The organism is Citricoccus sp. K5, assembly GCF_902506195.1.
In the GTDB taxonomy this organism is placed as follows: domain Bacteria; phylum Actinomycetota; class Actinomycetes; order Actinomycetales; family Micrococcaceae; genus Citricoccus.
In genome coordinates, this window is sequence record NZ_LR732817.1 from 947,102 (window position 1) to 962,844 (window position 15,743).

At 70.1% G+C, this 15,743-nt stretch carries 11 protein-coding genes and 2 tRNA genes; 12 read left to right on the forward strand and 1 reads right to left on the reverse strand.

What is annotated here, in order from left to right:
* Window positions 1-4: 4 nt before the first annotated feature.
* From metG to gltX, 7 genes are all read left to right on the forward strand, one after another.
* Window positions 5-1,651 carry a methionine--tRNA ligase gene (gene metG, locus BOSE125_RS04105; RefSeq protein WP_159550226.1) on the forward strand — a complete coding sequence of 549 codons (1,647 nt, stop codon included), beginning with the start codon at window positions 5-7 and terminating at the stop codon, window positions 1,649-1,651.
* 72 nt (window positions 1,652-1,723) lie between these two features.
* Entirely contained in the window at window positions 1,724-2,848 is a 1,125-nt protein-coding gene (locus tag BOSE125_RS04110; RefSeq protein ID WP_159550229.1) for a 3-isopropylmalate dehydrogenase, read from the forward strand.
* A 52-nt stretch (window positions 2,849-2,900) separates the two neighbouring features.
* Window positions 2,901-4,025 carry a branched-chain amino acid aminotransferase gene (locus BOSE125_RS04115; RefSeq protein ID WP_159554678.1) on the forward strand — a complete coding sequence of 375 codons (1,125 nt, stop codon included), beginning with the start codon at window positions 2,901-2,903 and terminating at the stop codon, window positions 4,023-4,025.
* 72 nt (window positions 4,026-4,097) lie between these two features.
* Window positions 4,098-4,901, forward strand: a complete 804-nt coding sequence (locus tag BOSE125_RS04120; RefSeq protein WP_159550232.1) for a fumarylacetoacetate hydrolase family protein — start codon at window positions 4,098-4,100, stop codon at window positions 4,899-4,901.
* Between the two features lie 132 nt (window positions 4,902-5,033).
* The gene (locus BOSE125_RS04125; protein ID WP_159550235.1) at window positions 5,034-7,292 is read left to right on the forward strand and encodes a carbon starvation CstA family protein; all 2,259 of its coding nucleotides are present in this window, start codon (window positions 5,034-5,036) and stop codon (window positions 7,290-7,292) included.
* Window positions 7,292-7,498 (forward strand): YbdD/YjiX family protein, encoded by a 207-nt coding sequence (locus tag BOSE125_RS04130; RefSeq protein WP_201301133.1) that lies wholly within the window; start codon window positions 7,292-7,294, stop codon window positions 7,496-7,498. Before BOSE125_RS04125 ends, BOSE125_RS04130 begins: the two co-directional genes overlap by 1 nt.
* Window positions 7,499-7,624: 126 nt before the next feature.
* Entirely contained in the window at window positions 7,625-9,175 is a 1,551-nt protein-coding gene (gltX, locus tag BOSE125_RS04135) for a glutamate--tRNA ligase (RefSeq protein WP_159550238.1), read from the forward strand.
* Between the two features lie 26 nt (window positions 9,176-9,201).
* Here gltX and BOSE125_RS04140 read toward each other — a convergent pair whose 3' ends face one another.
* Window positions 9,202-10,593: an APC family permease gene (locus BOSE125_RS04140; RefSeq protein ID WP_159550241.1), complete on the reverse strand. Its 1,392-nt coding sequence runs from the start codon at window positions 10,591-10,593 to the stop codon at window positions 9,202-9,204.
* A 149-nt stretch (window positions 10,594-10,742) separates the two neighbouring features.
* Here BOSE125_RS04140 and BOSE125_RS04145 point away from each other — a divergent pair.
* The 5 genes from BOSE125_RS04145 (at window position 10,743) to BOSE125_RS04165 (ending at window position 15,740) form a co-directional block, all read left to right on the forward strand.
* Window positions 10,743-10,814: transfer RNA gene (locus BOSE125_RS04145), tRNA-Gln, on the forward strand.
* A 114-nt stretch (window positions 10,815-10,928) separates the two neighbouring features.
* Window positions 10,929-11,004: transfer RNA gene (locus BOSE125_RS04150), tRNA-Glu, on the forward strand.
* 96 nt (window positions 11,005-11,100) lie between these two features.
* Window positions 11,101-12,876 (forward strand): dynamin family protein, encoded by a 1,776-nt coding sequence (locus BOSE125_RS04155; RefSeq protein WP_236557804.1) that lies wholly within the window; start codon window positions 11,101-11,103, stop codon window positions 12,874-12,876.
* A 3-nt stretch (window positions 12,877-12,879) separates the two neighbouring features.
* A complete protein-coding gene (locus BOSE125_RS04160; protein WP_159550244.1) occupies window positions 12,880-14,586 on the forward strand; it encodes a GTPase family protein in 1,707 nt (568 codons plus the stop codon).
* 11 nt (window positions 14,587-14,597) lie between these two features.
* A complete protein-coding gene (locus BOSE125_RS04165) occupies window positions 14,598-15,740 on the forward strand; it encodes a thiamine-monophosphate kinase (protein WP_159550247.1) in 1,143 nt (380 codons plus the stop codon).
* The last annotated feature ends 3 nt before the right edge of the window (window positions 15,741-15,743 follow it).

The following is a 15,743-nucleotide window of genomic DNA, read 5'->3' on the forward strand; positions in this document are numbered from 1 at the left end:
ACGGGTGACTTCTCCGGATGCCGAGCCCCAGAACCAGACCCCCGAGCGGGTGCCGTACTACCTGACGACCGCCATCTCCTACCCGAACGGTGAGCCCCACATCGGGCACGCCTACGAGTTCGTCGGCACGGACGTGATGGCCCGGTTCCAGCGGCTGGACGGCAAGGACGTGTACTTCCTGACCGGCACGGACGAGCACGGCCAGAAGATGCAGCAGACGGCCCAGGCCGAGGGCATCACCGCCCTGGAGCTGGCCACCCGGAACTCGGCGGCGTTCAAGGCGGTCGACGACGAGGTGCTGGACATCTCCTATGACCGGTTCATCCGCACCACGGACGCCGATCACACCCCGGCGGTCCAGGAGATCTGGCGCCGCATGGAGGCCGCCGGAGACATCTACCTGGACCAGTACGCCGGCTGGTACTCCGTCCGGGACGAGTGCTTCTTCGGCGAGGACGAGACCGAGGTCCGCGCGGACGGGAAGCGCTATGCCACCGAGACCGGCACCGAGGTGACGTGGACGGAGGAGGAGAGTTACTTCTTCCGTCTGTCCCAGTACCAGGACCGGCTGCTCGAGCTGTACCGCACCCGGCCGGACTTCGCCGCTCCGCAGTCCCGGTTCAACGAGGTCATCCGCTTCGTCGAGTCCGGCCTGGAGGACCTGTCCATCTCCCGGACCTCCTTTGACTGGGGGATCCCGGTACCGGCACCCGCCGAGGGCTCGGGTAACCGGCCCACGCAGGACCACGTCATGTACGTGTGGGTGGACGCCCTGACCAACTACCTCACCGGTGCCGGATTCCCGGAGGAGGACTCGGAGCAGTACCGCTTCTGGCCGGCCGATCTGCACGTGATCGGCAAGGACATCTCGCGGTTCCACTGCATCTTCTGGCCGGCCTTCCTGATGAGTGCCGGACTCGAGCTGCCCCGGCGGGTCATGATCCACGGCTTCCTCAACAACAACGGCGAGAAGATGTCCAAGTCCCTGGGCAACGTGGTCGGCCCCGCGGAGTGGGTCGAGCACTACGGCCTGGACGCCGTGCGCTACTTCCTGCTGCGCGAGTTCCCCTTCGGGGCCGATGGCTCGTACAGCCACGAGGCCGTCGTCGGGCGCAAGAACGCGGACCTGGCCAACAACCTCGGGAACCTCGCCCAGCGGTCCCTGTCCATGGTGGCCAAGAACCTGGACGGTGTGGTGCCACGGCCGGGGGAGTACACCGAGGCGGACCGTGCCCTGCTGGACGCGGCCGCCGGCCTGTTGGACACGGCCCGCGCGGACTACAGGGTGCAGGACTACCACCACGCCCTCGAGGTCACGTGGGGGCTGTTGGGTGATGCGAACGCCTACTTCGCAGAGCAGCAGCCCTGGGTGCTGCGCAAGACCGACCCCGCGCGGATGGCCACGGTGCTCTACGTGACCCTGGAGACCGTGCGTCGGGTGGCCCTGCTGGTGCAGCCGGTCATGCCCGGCTCCGCCGCGAAGCTGCTGGACCTCCTGGGTATCGCCCCCAGCGGCGACGCCGGCCGCACCGGTGCCTCGGGCGCCGGCCCGCGCTCCTTCGCGGCCTGGAACGAGGCCCTGGTGCCGGGCAGCTCCCTGCCCGCGCCCCAGCCGGTCTTCCCGCGGCACGAGGAGCCGGACGCCGGCTGAGGCCATGTCCACCATGTGGACTGAACGACCACATGGTGGACGCTCGGGAGGGCGTCGGCCTAGCCTGTCGCCATGGACACCACCGCCTCCGCCACCGTTCCGTCTGCTGCCTCCACCGGGGTGGCCACCGCCCTGGACCTCGCCGTCATCGGCGGCGACGGGATCGGCCCGGAAGTCACCGCAGAGGCCCTCAAGGTCATGCGTGCGGCCACCGCTGCCTCCGGCGACGCCGAGATCAAGGCCACCGAGTACACCCTCGGCGCCGCCCATTGGCTCGCGACGGGGGAGACGCTCACCGACGAGGCGCTCGAGCAGTTGCGAGGCCATGACGCCATCCTGTTCGGCGCCGTCGGGGCCGCCCCGAACGACATCCGGATCCCCTCCGGGCTGATCGAACGCGAGCTGCTGCTCAAGCTCCGGTTCTCACTCGATCACGGCGTGAACCTGCGCCCGTCTCGCCTCTACCCGGGCGTCCCGAGCCCGCTGGCCCACCCCGGGGACATCGACTTCGTGGTGGTCCGTGAGGGCACCGAAGGCCCCTATGTGGGCAACGGGGGTGCCATCCGGACCGGGACGGCGCAGGAGATCGCGACCGAGGTCTCCATCAACACCGCCTTCGGCGTGGAGCGCGTGGTTCGCCATGCCTTCGCCCTGGCCGCCACCCGTGATCGCCGCCATGTCACCCTGGTGCACAAGCACAACGTCCTGGTCCACGCCGGACACCTGTGGCGCCGAACCGTGGAGGCCGTGGCCGCCGAGCACCCGGACGTCACCCACGACTACATGCACGTCGATGCCGCCACCATCTTCATGACCACGGACCCGGGGCGCTTCGACGTCATCGTGACGGACAACCTGTTCGGCGACATCCTCACGGATCTCGCCGCGGCTGTGACCGGGGGCATCGGCCTGGCCGCCTCCGGCAATGTCAACATCTCCGGCACCGCGCCGTCCATGTTCGAGCCGGTCCACGGCTCCGCCCCGGACATCGCCGGCCAGCAGAAGGCCGACCCGACGGCAGCCATCCTCTCCGGCGCCCTCCTGCTCGAGCACGCGGGCCGCTCCGACGCCGCCCGCCGCATCAACGAGGCCGTGTACGCGGACATCGCCTCGCGCGGCGCGGCAATCGGTGGAGCCGACGGCGGGACCGTTCGGAGCACCTCCGAGATCGGCGACGCCATCGCCCGCTCCGTCTGAGCCGGCGGGTTCTATGATGGATGCACCCGATGAGAAAGAAGTTGCCGTGACCATGGAATTCGCCCGCCACCCCCATCCCTCGCCGATCGCCGAGGAGCGGCGCCGGGAGATCCTGGTCAGCCCCGGCTTCGGACAGCACTTCACCGACCACATGGTCTCCATCGACTGGACCCGGGCGTCCGGGGATGCCGCCGCGGAGTCCTCGGCACCCCACAGCGGGGGAGAGTGGCATGATGCCCGCCTTGAGCCGTTCGGCCCGCTGTCCCTCTCACCGGCCGCCGCCGTGTTCCACTATGCCCAGGAGATCTTCGAGGGTCTCAAGGCCTACCGGCATGACGACGGCAGCGTGTGGACCTTCCGCCCGCAGGCCAATGCCGCACGGCTGAACCGTTCCGCCCGCCGCCTGGCGTTGCCGGAGCTGCCGGAGGAGGTCTTCCTGGAGGCGCTGCGCGTGCTGGTCTCCACGGATCAGTCCTGGGTCCCGGATGGCGACGGCCAATCGCTCTACCTGCGCCCCTTCATGATCGCCACCGAGGAGTTCCTCGGCGTGCGGCCGGCCAACGAGGTCGGCTTCAAGGTCATCGCCTCCCCGGCCGGCAACTACTTCGGCGGCGAGCTCAAGCCCGTGTCCATCTGGGTGTCCCGTGAGCTGGCCCGTGCCGGCCATGGCGGAACGGGGGCCGCCAAGTTCGGGGGCAACTACGCCGCGTCGCTGGCGGCTCAGCTTGAGGCCTCGGCCCACGGCTGCGACCAGGTCCTGTTCCTGGACCCGGTCCGGGACAACGCTGTCGAGGAACTCGGCGGCATGAACGTCTTCTTCGTCTTCGCGGACGGCAGCCTGGTCACTCCGGAGCTGACCGGCACCATCCTGGAGGGTGTGACGCGCTCCTCTGTGCTCCAGTTGGGCCGGGATCGCGGCCTGAACGTGGTCGAGCGCTCCATCACCGTCGAGGAATGGCGCGCGGGAGTGGCCAGCGGGGAGATCACCGAGGTCTTCGCTTGCGGCACGGCCGCGGTCATCACCCCGATCGGCACCCTCGTGGACGGCGAGGACTCCTTCATGTCGCCGGAGATCGATCCGGCGACCTCGGTGGCGCTGGACATCCGCCGCGAACTGCTGGACCTGCAGACCGGCCACGGCGACGATCGGCACGGTTGGCTGCACCGGCTGGTGTGATCCCGTGAGCGTGATCCGGCGGGCATGATCCGGCGGGCCGTCACACCGGCTGCACTGACTTAGGCTGGTGGCATGCGCATTGCCCGATTTGTTGTAGACGCCGAACCACAGTACGGACTCGTCGAGGGGGAGGCGGAGAACCCCCAGGCGGACCCAGAGGACCTCGAGGTCGTGGTCCTCCATGGGGACCCGTTCTTCCAGGGCATCCAGCCGACCGCCACGCGCCACCGCCTGGCGGACGTGCGTCTCGTGGCGCCCATCATTCCCCGGTCCAAGATCGTGGGCATCGGGCGCAACTGGGCGGACCACGCCTCCGAACTCGGCAACGCCGTCCCGGACAGCCCGCAGTTCTTCCTCAAGCCCAACACCTCCGTGGTGGGTCCGGGGGAGCCGGTCACCCTGCCGGCCTGGAGCGAGCAGATCTCGTATGAGGCCGAGCTGGCCGTGGTTATCGGCACCATCTGCAAGGACGTCCCCGCCGAACGCGTGGACGATGTGGTCTTCGGCTACACGGTCGGCAACGACCTCACCGCCCGGGACGCGCAGAAGTCCGATCTGCAGTGGGCCCGCGCCAAGGGCTTCGACGGCGCCTGCCCCCTCGGGCCATGGATCGAGACCGGCCTGACCAGTGCGGACACCGAGGACCTGGGCATCCGGATGGAACTGGACGGCGCCGTCGTCCAGGACGGCCGCACCTCGGACATGGTCTTCGGTGTGAAGGAGATCGTCTCCGCCGTCTCCCAGGCCTTCACCCTGCTCCCCGGTGACGTCATCCTCACCGGGACGCCGGCCGGCGTCGGGCTCGTGGAAGGCGGGCAGCGGACCGAGGCCACCGTGGAGGGCATCGGCACCCTCACCACGGTGTTCCGCCGCTGACCTCCGGCTGACCCGTCAGGCAGCCGCGCCGGTGACCCACCGGCGCGGTTGCTTGACGCATATCACACTCGGGTTCAGGATGGTTGCGGTCCGCGCGCCAGCGCACCACGCACCTGACCGAGGAGAACCCTTATGAGTGACGCCAGTTCGGCCGCCACCGGCACGGAAACCGACCCAGACCCGGCGGTGGACCTGCCGCCGGTGGCCGTGGAGTCCAAGCCCCGATGGACCCCGCTGAAGATCGCGATCTGGGCGGCCATCGCCCTGCTGGGCGGCGTCGCGTGGGTCATGCTGGCCATCGTGCGCGGCGAGACCGTGAACGCGATCTGGTTCGTGTTCGCCGCCGTGTGTACCTACCTGATCTTCTACCGCTTCTACTCGAAATACGTCGAGCGCAAGATCACGAGGCCGGATGACCGCCGTGCCACCCCGGCCGAGTACAAGGCGGATGGCAAGGACTACGTGGCCACGGACCGCCGGGTCCTGTTCGGTCACCACTTCGCGGCGATCGCCGGTGCCGGCCCGCTCGTGGGTCCCGTGCTGGCCGCCCAGATGGGCTATCTCCCCGGCACCATCTGGATCATCGTCGGCGTGGTGCTGGCCGGTGCCGTGCAGGACTACCTCGTGCTGTTCTTCTCCACCCGCCGCGGCGGCCGGTCCCTGGGCCAGATGGCCCGGGACGAGCTGGGACGGGTCGGCGGCTACGCGGCCATCGTGGCCACGCTGCTGATCATGATCATCATCACCGCGATCCTCGCGCTCGTGGTGGTCAACGCCCTGGGCGAGAGCCCGTGGGGCGTGTTCTCCGTGGGGATGACGATCCCGATCGCGCTGTTCATGGGGGTCTACCTCCGGTACCTGCGTCCGGGCCGCATCGCCGAGGTCTCCGTCATCGGCTTCGTGCTGCTCATGGTCGCCATCGTGGCCGGCGGCTGGGTGGCTGAGACGGAGTGGGGTGCCGCGATGTTCACCCTGGACCGCACCACCATCGCCTGGGGCATCATCATCTACGGCTTCATCGCCGCCGTGCTCCCCGTGTGGCTGCTCCTGGCCCCGCGCGACTACCTCTCCACGTTCATGAAGATCGGCGTCATCGTGCTCCTGGCCGTGGCGATCATCATCGTCCAGCCCGGCATCGAGGTGCCGGCCGTCAGCGAATTCGCCTCGCGGGATGACGGCCCGGTGTGGGGCGGTGCGCTGTTCCCGTTCCTGTTCGTCACCATCGCCTGTGGCGCGCTCTCCGGATTCCATGCGCTCATCGCCTCCGGCACCACCCCGAAGATGATCGAGAAGGAGAAGCAGACCCGCTTCATCGGGTACGGCGGCATGCTGATGGAGTCCTTCGTGGCCATCATGGCGCTGGTGGCGGCCGTGTCGATCGACCGGGGGATCTACTTCGCCATGAACGCGCCGGAGGCCCTGACCGGCGGCACCGTGGAGGGAGCCGTGGCCTGGGTCAGCTCGCTGGGACTGGCCGGGGTGGACCTCACGCCGGAGATGCTCACCACGCTGGCCGGTCAGGTCGGTGAGGAGACGGTGGTGTCCCGGACGGGTGGCGCCCCCACCCTGGCGGTGGGCCTCGCCCTGATCATCGGCCAGTTGATCGGCGGAGCCGGCATGCTCGGCTTCTGGTACCACTTCGCCATCATGTTCGAGGCGCTCTTCATCCTGACCGCCGTGGACGCCGGCACCCGCGTGGCCCGCTTCATGCTGCAGGATTCCATCGGCAATGTGGTGCCCCGCTTCAAGGACACCAGCTGGCGGGTCGGTGCCTGGTTGTGCACGGCCATCATGGTGGCCGGCTGGGGCGCCGTGCTGCTCATGGGCGTGGGGGACCCGCGAGGCGGGATCAACACCCTCTTCCCGCTGTTCGGCATCGCCAACCAGCTGCTGGCCGCCATCGCGCTGGCGGTGGTACTCACCATCGTGGCCCGACGCCGGACCTTCGGCTCGCTCTGGATCGTCGCCCTGCCGTTGGCGTTCATCACGGTGATCACCACCGTGGGCTCGTTGCAGAAGATCTTCTCGCCGGCGCCGGCAGTCGGGTACTGGGCTCAACACGTCCAGTTCCGGGACGCGCTGGCGGCGGGAGAGACGTCCCTGGGCGCCGCCCCGGACGTGGCCGCCATGGAGGCGATCGTGCGCAACTCCCTGATCCAGACCAGCCTGTCCGTGATCTTCCTGGTGCTGGCGATCGTGGTGATCGCCACGTCCGTCATCCGTACCGTCCAGGCCTTCCGGAGCACCGAGGTCATCGACCATGCCGAACCGGACGTGCCGTCACGGATGTTCGCCCCGGCCGGGTTGTTCGCGACCCCGGAGGAGAAGGCGGTCCAGGCCCAGTGGGATGCGCTGCCGGAGGACCGCCGGCCCGTGCGGAGTGGGCACTGATGCGCGGGTCGATGCAGCAGGCCCTGAAGCGGGGGTGGTCCTCCGCCGCCTGGTACGTCCGGGCGCTGCTGGGGGAGGACCGCTACCGGCAGTACGTGGAGCACCAGTCCCGGTCCCATCCGGGGACGGCGCCGCTGAGCGAGCGGGACTTCTGGCGGATGGTCTACCGGGAGCAGGACCTCAACCCCTCGGGACGGTGCTGCTGATCGGGAGCCGGTGATCGTACGCTGCTGACCGGGCGCCGGTGATCGGGTCGGTGCAGATCGGGTTCGGAGCCCATGACGAGGAGGCGACGGGAACGCGGCGGGGGCCGCACTAGGATGGTGGCCATCATGAGCCTTGAAACCCGACCGGCCCCCGCCGATGTTCCCGCTGTCCCCGCCGAGACGCCCGTCCGCGTCCGCTTCTGTCCCTCACCGACCGGAACCCCGCATGTCGGGCTGATCCGCACGGCCCTGTTCAACTGGGGTTGGGCGCGCCACACCGGCGGCAAGATGGTGTTCCGCATCGAGGACACCGACGCCAAGCGCGATTCCGAGGAGAGTTACCAGCAGCTGCTGGAGGCCATGGACTGGCTCGGCATCGACTGGGACGAGGGCGTGGAGGTCGGTGGACCGCACGGCCCGTACCGGCAGTCGCAGCGGGCTGACCTCTACCAGGAGGTCATCGCCAAGCTCCGGGACGCGGGCTACATCTACGAGGCCTTCTCCACGGCTGATGAGGTCGAGGCCCGGCACCGTGCCGCCGGCCGGGACCCGAAGCTGGGCTATGACAATTTCGACCGCGAGCTGTCTGAAGAGCAGAAGCAGGCCTTCCGGGAGGAGGGCCGCCAGCCGGTGCTGCGCCTGCGCATGCCGGACACGGACATCACCTTCACGGACACCGTCCGCGGTGAGATCACCTTCCGGGCGGGATCCGTCCCGGACTTCGTGGTGGTCCGGGCCGATGGGAACCCGCTGTACACGCTGGTGAACCCCGTGGACGACGCCCTGATGGAGATCACCCATGTGCTGCGCGGTGAGGACCTGCTCTCCTCCACGCCCCGCCAGATCGCCCTCTACCGGGCCCTCTACGCGGTGGGTGTGGCCCGGTACATGCCGGAGTTCGGGCACCTGCCCTACGTCATGGGCGAGGGCAACAAGAAGCTGTCCAAGCGTGATCCGCAGTCGAACATCTTCCTGCACCGTGAGCGCGGCTTCATCCCCGAGGGGCTCATCAACTATCTGGCCCTGCTGGGCTGGTCCCTCTCCGCGGACGAGGACATCTTCACCCGCGAGCAGTTCATCGAGGCCTTCGACATCCACCAGGTGCTGGCCAACCCCGCCCGCTTCGACGAGAAGAAGGCCACGGCGATCAACGGCACCCACATCCGGATGCTGGACGCCGCCGACTTCCGTGGCCGGCTGGTGCCCCACCTGCAGGCTGCGGGCCTGGTGGGAGAGTCCCTGACCGATCGGGAGAACGTGATCCTCGACGCCGGCGCCCCCCTCGTCCAGGAGCGCGTCGCCCTCCTGGGGGAGGCCGTGGACATGCTCGCCTTCCTCTTCCAGCCGGACGCGGACATCAGGACGGCGGACGGAGCCCTGAAGGGCATGCCCGCCGACCTGCCGGCGGCCCTGGCCGCGGCCCGGGCCAGCCTGGACGGGATCGACGCCGGCTCGTGGACCGTCGAGTCCATCGAGGCTGCCCTGCGAGCCGCATTGATCGACGGCCTGGGGCTCAAGCCGCGGCAGGCCTTCGGCCCTGTGCGCACCGCAGTGTCCGGCAAGAAGGTCTCACCGCCGTTGTTCGAGTCCCTGGAGATCCTGGGCAAGGACTCCACCCTGGCGCGCCTGGACCGGTTTGCGGCTGAACAGGCAGGCCAGGCAGAGCCGGCAGAGTAGCCGAGGGCGGCGGCAACGCCGGCGGCCTAGGGCGCCGGGCGGGATCCTTCTTCAGAGCTCTCTTCAGAGCCCTTGTCCGCGGTCTTGTCAGTGTCCTTTTCGGGGGCTTGCTCGCGGCGGGCCCGTCGGCGCCAGGCGGCCAGGCCGGCGAGCATCGCCGCGAGGGCGAGGAAGGGCAGACCGAGTCGCCAGACCTCGCCCTCGACCTGGGTGGTCAGGCCGATGCAGGAGACGATCCCGGCCACGGGCAGGAACGCCGGGACACGGAAGTGGCGCCGCTCCACCGGGTCCCTCCGCAGCATGAGCACGGCGGCGTTGACAGCGGTGAACACCACGAGCAGCAGGAGCACCATGGTGCCCGCCAAAATCTCCAGTGTGCCGGTCAGCGCGAGTACCAGGGACAGTCCGGTGGTGGCGATGATGGCCACCCACGGCGTCCGCCGTTGCGGCAGCAGCCGGGTCAGTACGGCCGGCAGCAGTCCGTCCCGGGCCATGCCGTAGGCCAGGCGCGAGGACATGATGCCGGTCAGCAGGGCACCGTTGGCCACCGCCACGAGGGCGATCACACTGAAGAGGACCGGCGGAACGAAACCGGCGGCCGTGACCACCTGGAGCAGGGGAGCGGAATTCTCGGCCAGCTCCGCCGTGGGGATGACGGCCGCGGCAGCGGCACCGACGAGGGCGTAGACGACGCCGGCCACGACCAGGGCTCCGAAGAGGGCCCGGGGGTAGGACCGCGCAGGGTCCTTGGTCTCCTCGGCGATGTTCACGCTCGTCTCGAAGCCCACGTAGGAGTAGAAGGCGAGGACGGTGCCGGCCAGGACGGCGGGCAGCGGACCATGGTCGTCCGTGCCCAGCTCCGTCAGCCGGCCGAGGTCCCCGTCGCCGCGGGCCACGACGATGACGCCGAGGACGACCACCAGGATCAGACCGGAGACCTCGATGATGGTCGCCACGCGGTTGGCGCCCATCGACTCGGAGATGCCCCGCGCGTTCAGCGCGGCCAGCAGACCCAGGAAGACCACCACGACGAGTGCCGTGGGGAGCGTGACGAACTCGGTGAGGTAGTCGCCGGCGAAGCCGAGGGCCAGGGTACCCACGGACACGATGCCGGCTGAGAGCATGCAGAACCCGACCAGGAAGCCGACGAAGGGGCCGAAGGCGCGCATGGTGTAGTGCGCGGAGCCTCCGGCGCGCGGATACTTGGTGGCCAGTTCGGCGTAGGAACCGGCCGTCAGCAGTGCCAGGACCAGGGCCAGCACGAGGGGGACCCAGACGGCGCCGCCCGCCGTGGCGGCGATCTCCCCGGCCAGGACATAGACGCCGGCACCGAGGACGTCGCCGAGGATGAAGAAGAAGAGCCCCGCGGTGGTGACCGTGCGGCGCAGGGAAACTGGCTGACGAGAGGGCGCTGTCATGGACACACTGTAAGCGCGGGGGAGGCCGCGTGGCGGCTGTTTTGTCATTGGGGAGGAACACCGGTATAGTAAACAGCCGTGCCGGAGTGAGTCCGGCATGAATGGCGCAGGAGGGATTCGGGCCACCGAATCATCCTCTTGACAGCCATTGGGGTATGGTGTAATCGGCAACACAACGGTTTCTGGTACCGTCATTCTAGGTTCGAGTCCTGGTACCCCAGCGGAGTCCATCGCGTCGGTTTCGATCGATTTGGTGGAATCCCCCAGAGTGTGAAATACTACTGGGGTTGCCCAATCGGAAATGCGTCACAGCAGGACGGTTGAGCGACGGTGACGGCCCCATCGTATAGCGGCCTAGTACGCTGCCCTCTCACGGCGGTAACGCGGGTTCGAATCCCGCTGGGGTCACCAACTGAGAAGACCCGGTCCACCAGGACCGGGTCTTTTTCTGTGCCCACCGGAAGCTGCTGCGCTCCGGTGTCCCGTTCCGGTGCCATGATGGGATGCGTGAGCACTGATCCCACCTCCGTCCCTCCGCAGCGAGCGGCCCAGGCCGTGGACCTGTTAAGCCGGCTGCGCAGCGAACTGGCCGGGGTGTCCCTGCCGCTCGGGATCGACGGAGCCGCCGAGGCAGCCCGGGTGCGGGACGCTGCCGTCGCCCAGCTGGACGACTACGTCCTGCCGCGGTACCGCAGCCTGGACGCACCGCTGCTGGCCGTCGTCGGGGGATCCACCGGTGCCGGCAAGTCCACGCTCGTCAATGCCCTGGTGGGGCACGCCGTGACCCGTTCCGGAGCCATCCGTCCGACGACCCGGCAACCGATCCTCCTGCACCACCCGCAGGACGTGGACTGGTTCACCACTGCCCGCGTCCTGCCGAACCTCTCCCGGACCACCGGCCACCGCGCCGTGCCGGGAACCACGGTGCCCGCGGAACGCGTGGGGGTGGATCCGGACCCCGGGGCCATCAATTCCCTGGTCCTGGTGGCCGAACCGGCCCTGCCCGCCGGTCTGGCCCTGCTGGACGCCCCGGACATCGACTCCATCGCGGACGAGAACCGGCGACTGGCCGGTCAGCTGCTCTCGGCCGCAGACTTGTGGATCTTCGTCACCACCGCGAACCGGTATGCGGATGCCGTCCCCTGGGAACTGCTCCTGGACGCCGCCGCCCGGGACATCACGGTCGCCGTGGTGCTGGACCGTGTTCCGCCCGGCGTGGAGGACGAGGTGGCCACGGACCTGCGCGGACTCCTCGAGCGTCAGGGGCTGGGCTCGGCCGGGCTCTTCGTCGTCACGGAATCCGCCCTCGACGTCCAGGGGATGCTCCCGGCGGGCGCCGTGCGGCCGCTGCGCGAATGGCTGGAGTCCATTGCCGGGGATGCCGGTTCACGTGCTGCGGTTGCCCGGCGCACCCTCAACGGGGTGGTCCGGCAACTGGCTGAGAAGACCTCGGCGCTGGCGGCGGCGGAGGACGACCAGCGTCATGCGGCGGCCCGGCTGACCGGTGACGTGGACTCCGCCTACGAGCAGGCGCTGGCGGGCGTGCTCGCCTCGACCCAGGACGGGACGTTGCTGCGTGGTGAGGTGCTCTCCCGCTGGCAGGACTTCGTCGGCACCGGAGAGTTCTTCCGGTCCGTGGAATCGGGGATCGGGCGGTTGAGGGACCGGATCACCTCCTTCTTCCGGGGCCGGCCGGCCCCACCGGAGGAGGTCGAGACAGCGATTGAGACGGGTCTGCACGCCGTCCTCGTGGAACAGGCCGCTGCGGCCTCCGAGGAGTCCGCCCAGCGCTGGCGTCAGGACGCGGCTGGGCGCGCGCTCGTCACCGGCCGGGATCCCGCCAGTCTCCCCACCGATTTCAGCGACCGGGCGGCCGCTGAGATCCGGGGCTGGCAGGGGGACCTGATCGCCCTGATCGAACACGAGGGTGCCGGCAAACGGGCGATGGCCCGGATCTCCGCCTTGGGGGTGAACGGCGTGGCCGTGACCCTGATGATTCTCTCCTTCGCGGCCACCGGCGGGCTGCTGGGCATCGAGGTCGGGATCGCCGGCGGGACCGCGGTGGTGGCGCAGAGGCTGCTCGAATCGATCTTCGGCGAGGACGCCGTCCGCCGGCTGGCCCAACGCTCCCAGGCGAACCTCGTGGACCGGATCACCGGGCTGCTGCACGCCGACGCCCGCCGGTTCACCGCGCTGTTGGACGGCGTCCGTGACCAGGAGGAGTCCGGCCGGTTGAGTACCATCGCCCCCGAACTCCGTCGGCTGGCCGGACGGGAGGGCTGACCCGTGACGACCTTCGACTCCGGTCCGCTGGACCGCAAGCTCACCGCGCTCGAGACCGCGGCCCGGCTGGGCGAGGGCCGGGTGTCCGAGGAGGTGCTGGCCTCAGCCGGCCAGGTGGTGGAACAGGCCCGGGAACGACGCCGGCTCTCGGCCGACCACACGGTCGTCGGGTTCTTCGGGGCCACCGGCTCCGGCAAGTCCAGCCTCTTCAACGCGGTCACCGGTCACCCTCTCGCCCGCGCCGCTGCCACGCGGCCCACGACCTCCGAGCCCCTGGCCGCCGTGTGGGGTGCCGATGGGTCCGAAGCGCTGCTCGACTGGCTGGAGGTCACCCGCCGTCATCAGCTGGACGGTCCCGCGGCCGGAACCGAACCCTCGGGGCCGTGGTCCCGGCTGCTCGGCCAGCGCTGGAGCCGGAAGAGCGACCAGCCCGGAGGCCTGATCCTGCTCGACCTGCCGGACTTCGACTCGATCGCCGTCCGGCACCGGGAGATCGTGACCCGGCTGGCCGGTCAGGTGGACGTGCTCGTCTGGGTCGTCGACCCGCAGAAATACGCGGATGCCGCCCTGCACCGTGAATTCCTCGAGCCGCTGGCCGCGCACCGCGGCGTCACCCTCGTGGTCCTGAACCAGGTCGACCGGCTCGCCGAGGCGGACGTGGGGGCAGTGACCGCATCCCTGAAGGGCATCCTGGCTCAGGACGGCCTTGCCCGCGTGCCCGTCTATCCTGCCTCGGCCACCACCGGCGCCGGTGTCGAGCCCCTCCGGTCTGCCATCGCGGAGGTGGCCGAACGGCGGAGCGCCGCCAGTGAACGGCTGCTCTCGGATGTGCGCACGGCCGCCAAGGCTCTGGGTGCCGGGGACGCGGGAGGCGTTCCGGCCGGCGTCGGGAAGGCGGATGAGGCCAGGCTCGTGGACGCGTTGACCGAGGCTGCCGGCGTCACCACCGTGGTGCGGGCCGTGCAGCGCTCCTACCGGATGCAGGGCGGCCGCCGCACCGGATGGCCCGTGGTCCGGTGGGCCACGCACCTTCGGCAGGACCCGCTGCGCCGGCTCGGGTTGAGACGCGGGGACGATCCGCAGCGCGGGTTGAACCGGTCGCCGGCCTCCTCCGCAGACGATCCGCGACTGCACCGGAGCTCACTGCCCGAGCGCAGCCCTGCCCAACAGGCGCAGGCCGACGGTGCCATCCGCGCCTTCGCCGAGGTCACGGGTGCGGGCGCCCCGGACGCATGGCGTTCCTCCATCCGCCGTGCCGCCCGCGTCCATGCGGACACGCTCCCGGACGAACTGGACCAGGCGATCACCTCCACCGACCTGGGGGCCGGGAAGGGTTCCTGGTGGTGGCACGTGGTCAATGCCCTCCAATGGATCGCCCTGGTGGCAGCCGTGGCCGGTCTCGCCTGGTTGGGCGTGCTGGCCTTGGCCGGGTACTTCCAGTTCGAGATGCCACCCGCCCCGGACGTGGAGGGCTTCCCGATCCCCACGCTGCTCGTGTTCGGCGGACTGGCCTTCGGGCTGCTGCTGGCACTGCTGACGGCCCCGCTGGTGCGGCTGGGGGCACGGAACCGTGCCCGCCGAGCCCGACGCCGGCTGCGCGCCGCGGTCTCGAGGGTCGCCCGGGAGCGCATCGCCGAGTCCGTGACGGCGGAGATCGAACGCTACGGGGCGTTCCGGGAGGCGCTGGCGGCGGCCAGCGGGCGGCATTGACCGCGCTCGGCATGACACCGACTCCGCGGGCCCGCCAGACCGTCGGCGGACTGGGCGAATCGGGGATCCTGCGGATCCTGAACCGTCGTTTCGCCACCGTACCGGCAGCGGGAGACTGGCCGGAGGGGACCGTCGGCCCCGGGGATGATGCTGCCGTCGTGGCCGCCCCGGACGGCCGGTTCGTCATCACGACGGATGCCATGGCGCAGGACCGTGATTTCCGGCTGCACTGGCCAGCTGTTCACGGCGTGATGTTCGACGGTCATGGCTTCGCGGGCGGCTATTCCACCGGGTGGAAGGCCGCCGCGCAGAACCTCTCTGACATCAACGCCATGGGGGGCGAGCCCTCCGGTCTGCTCCTGGCCCTGACCATGCCCCCCACCACACCCGTGACCTGGATCGACGGCCTCGCGGCCGGGCTCGCCGGGGCGGTGCGCCACCTCGGCGCGACTCACTGCCGGATCGTCGGCGGAGACCTGGGCTCGGACGACCGCATCACCGTGGCCGTCACCGCCACGGGAGACCTGGACGGCCGGCCGGCGGTGCTGCGCATCCTGCCGCCGGCAGCCCACGCGGTCACGGTTGACCTGGACCTGGTCCTGTGCGGCCGGGCCGGCTGGGCCGCCGCCGGCCTGGACGTGCTCGAGACGCCCCGCGGGCGGTTGGATGCACTGCTGCGCGCTGCCGAACAGGCGGAACACGTGGAAGAGGCGGAACACGGCGTCCGGCGACTCGCCGCGCTGGCGGCCGCCGCCCAGCTCCGGCCCCGGCCCGTGCTGGGGGCAGGACGGGTGGCCGCCGAGGCCGGCGCACTGGCCATGATGGACGTCTCCGATGGCGTGCTGAAGGACGCCGGCCGCCTGGCCACGGCCAACGGCCTGCGGGCGGAACTCGATCCGGACTGGGTGCGCCGCGAGGCCTCGGTCCTCGTGCCCCTGGCGCGCGCCCTGGACCTCGAGAACGCGCAGCGGACCGCGGAACGGTGGGTGTCAGCCGGGGGAGAGGACTACGGCCTCCTCGCCGCCCTGCCCGGAGGTGCCGCGGTGCCTGCGGGATTCCGCCGGATCGGATGCCTGGTCGCCGAATCGGGAGCAACCGCGGCATGGGAGAACGGCGGCAGCGCAGGCGGGTGGGACCACTTCACGGACCGGTGACCG

Excerpts from the sequence above, each read along its gene's own strand:
- gltX (WP_159550238.1), top strand. The coding sequence starts at position 7,625 with ATGAGCCTTGAAACCCGACCGGCCCCCGCCGATGTTCCCGCTGTCCCC.
- BOSE125_RS04130 (WP_201301133.1), top strand. The coding sequence starts at position 7,292 with ATGCGCGGGTCGATGCAGCAGGCCCTGAAGCGGGGGTGGTCCTCCGCC.
- BOSE125_RS04165 (WP_159550247.1), top strand. The coding sequence starts at position 14,598 with ATGACACCGACTCCGCGGGCCCGCCAGACCGTCGGCGGACTGGGCGAA.
- BOSE125_RS04110 (WP_159550229.1), top strand. The coding sequence starts at position 1,724 with ATGGACACCACCGCCTCCGCCACCGTTCCGTCTGCTGCCTCCACCGGG.
- BOSE125_RS04120 (WP_159550232.1), top strand. The coding sequence starts at position 4,098 with ATGCGCATTGCCCGATTTGTTGTAGACGCCGAACCACAGTACGGACTC.
- BOSE125_RS04125 (WP_159550235.1), top strand. The coding sequence starts at position 5,034 with ATGAGTGACGCCAGTTCGGCCGCCACCGGCACGGAAACCGACCCAGAC.
- BOSE125_RS04140 (WP_159550241.1), bottom strand. The coding sequence starts at position 10,593 with ATGACAGCGCCCTCTCGTCAGCCAGTTTCCCTGCGCCGCACGGTCACC.
- BOSE125_RS04115 (WP_159554678.1), top strand. The coding sequence starts at position 2,901 with ATGGAATTCGCCCGCCACCCCCATCCCTCGCCGATCGCCGAGGAGCGG.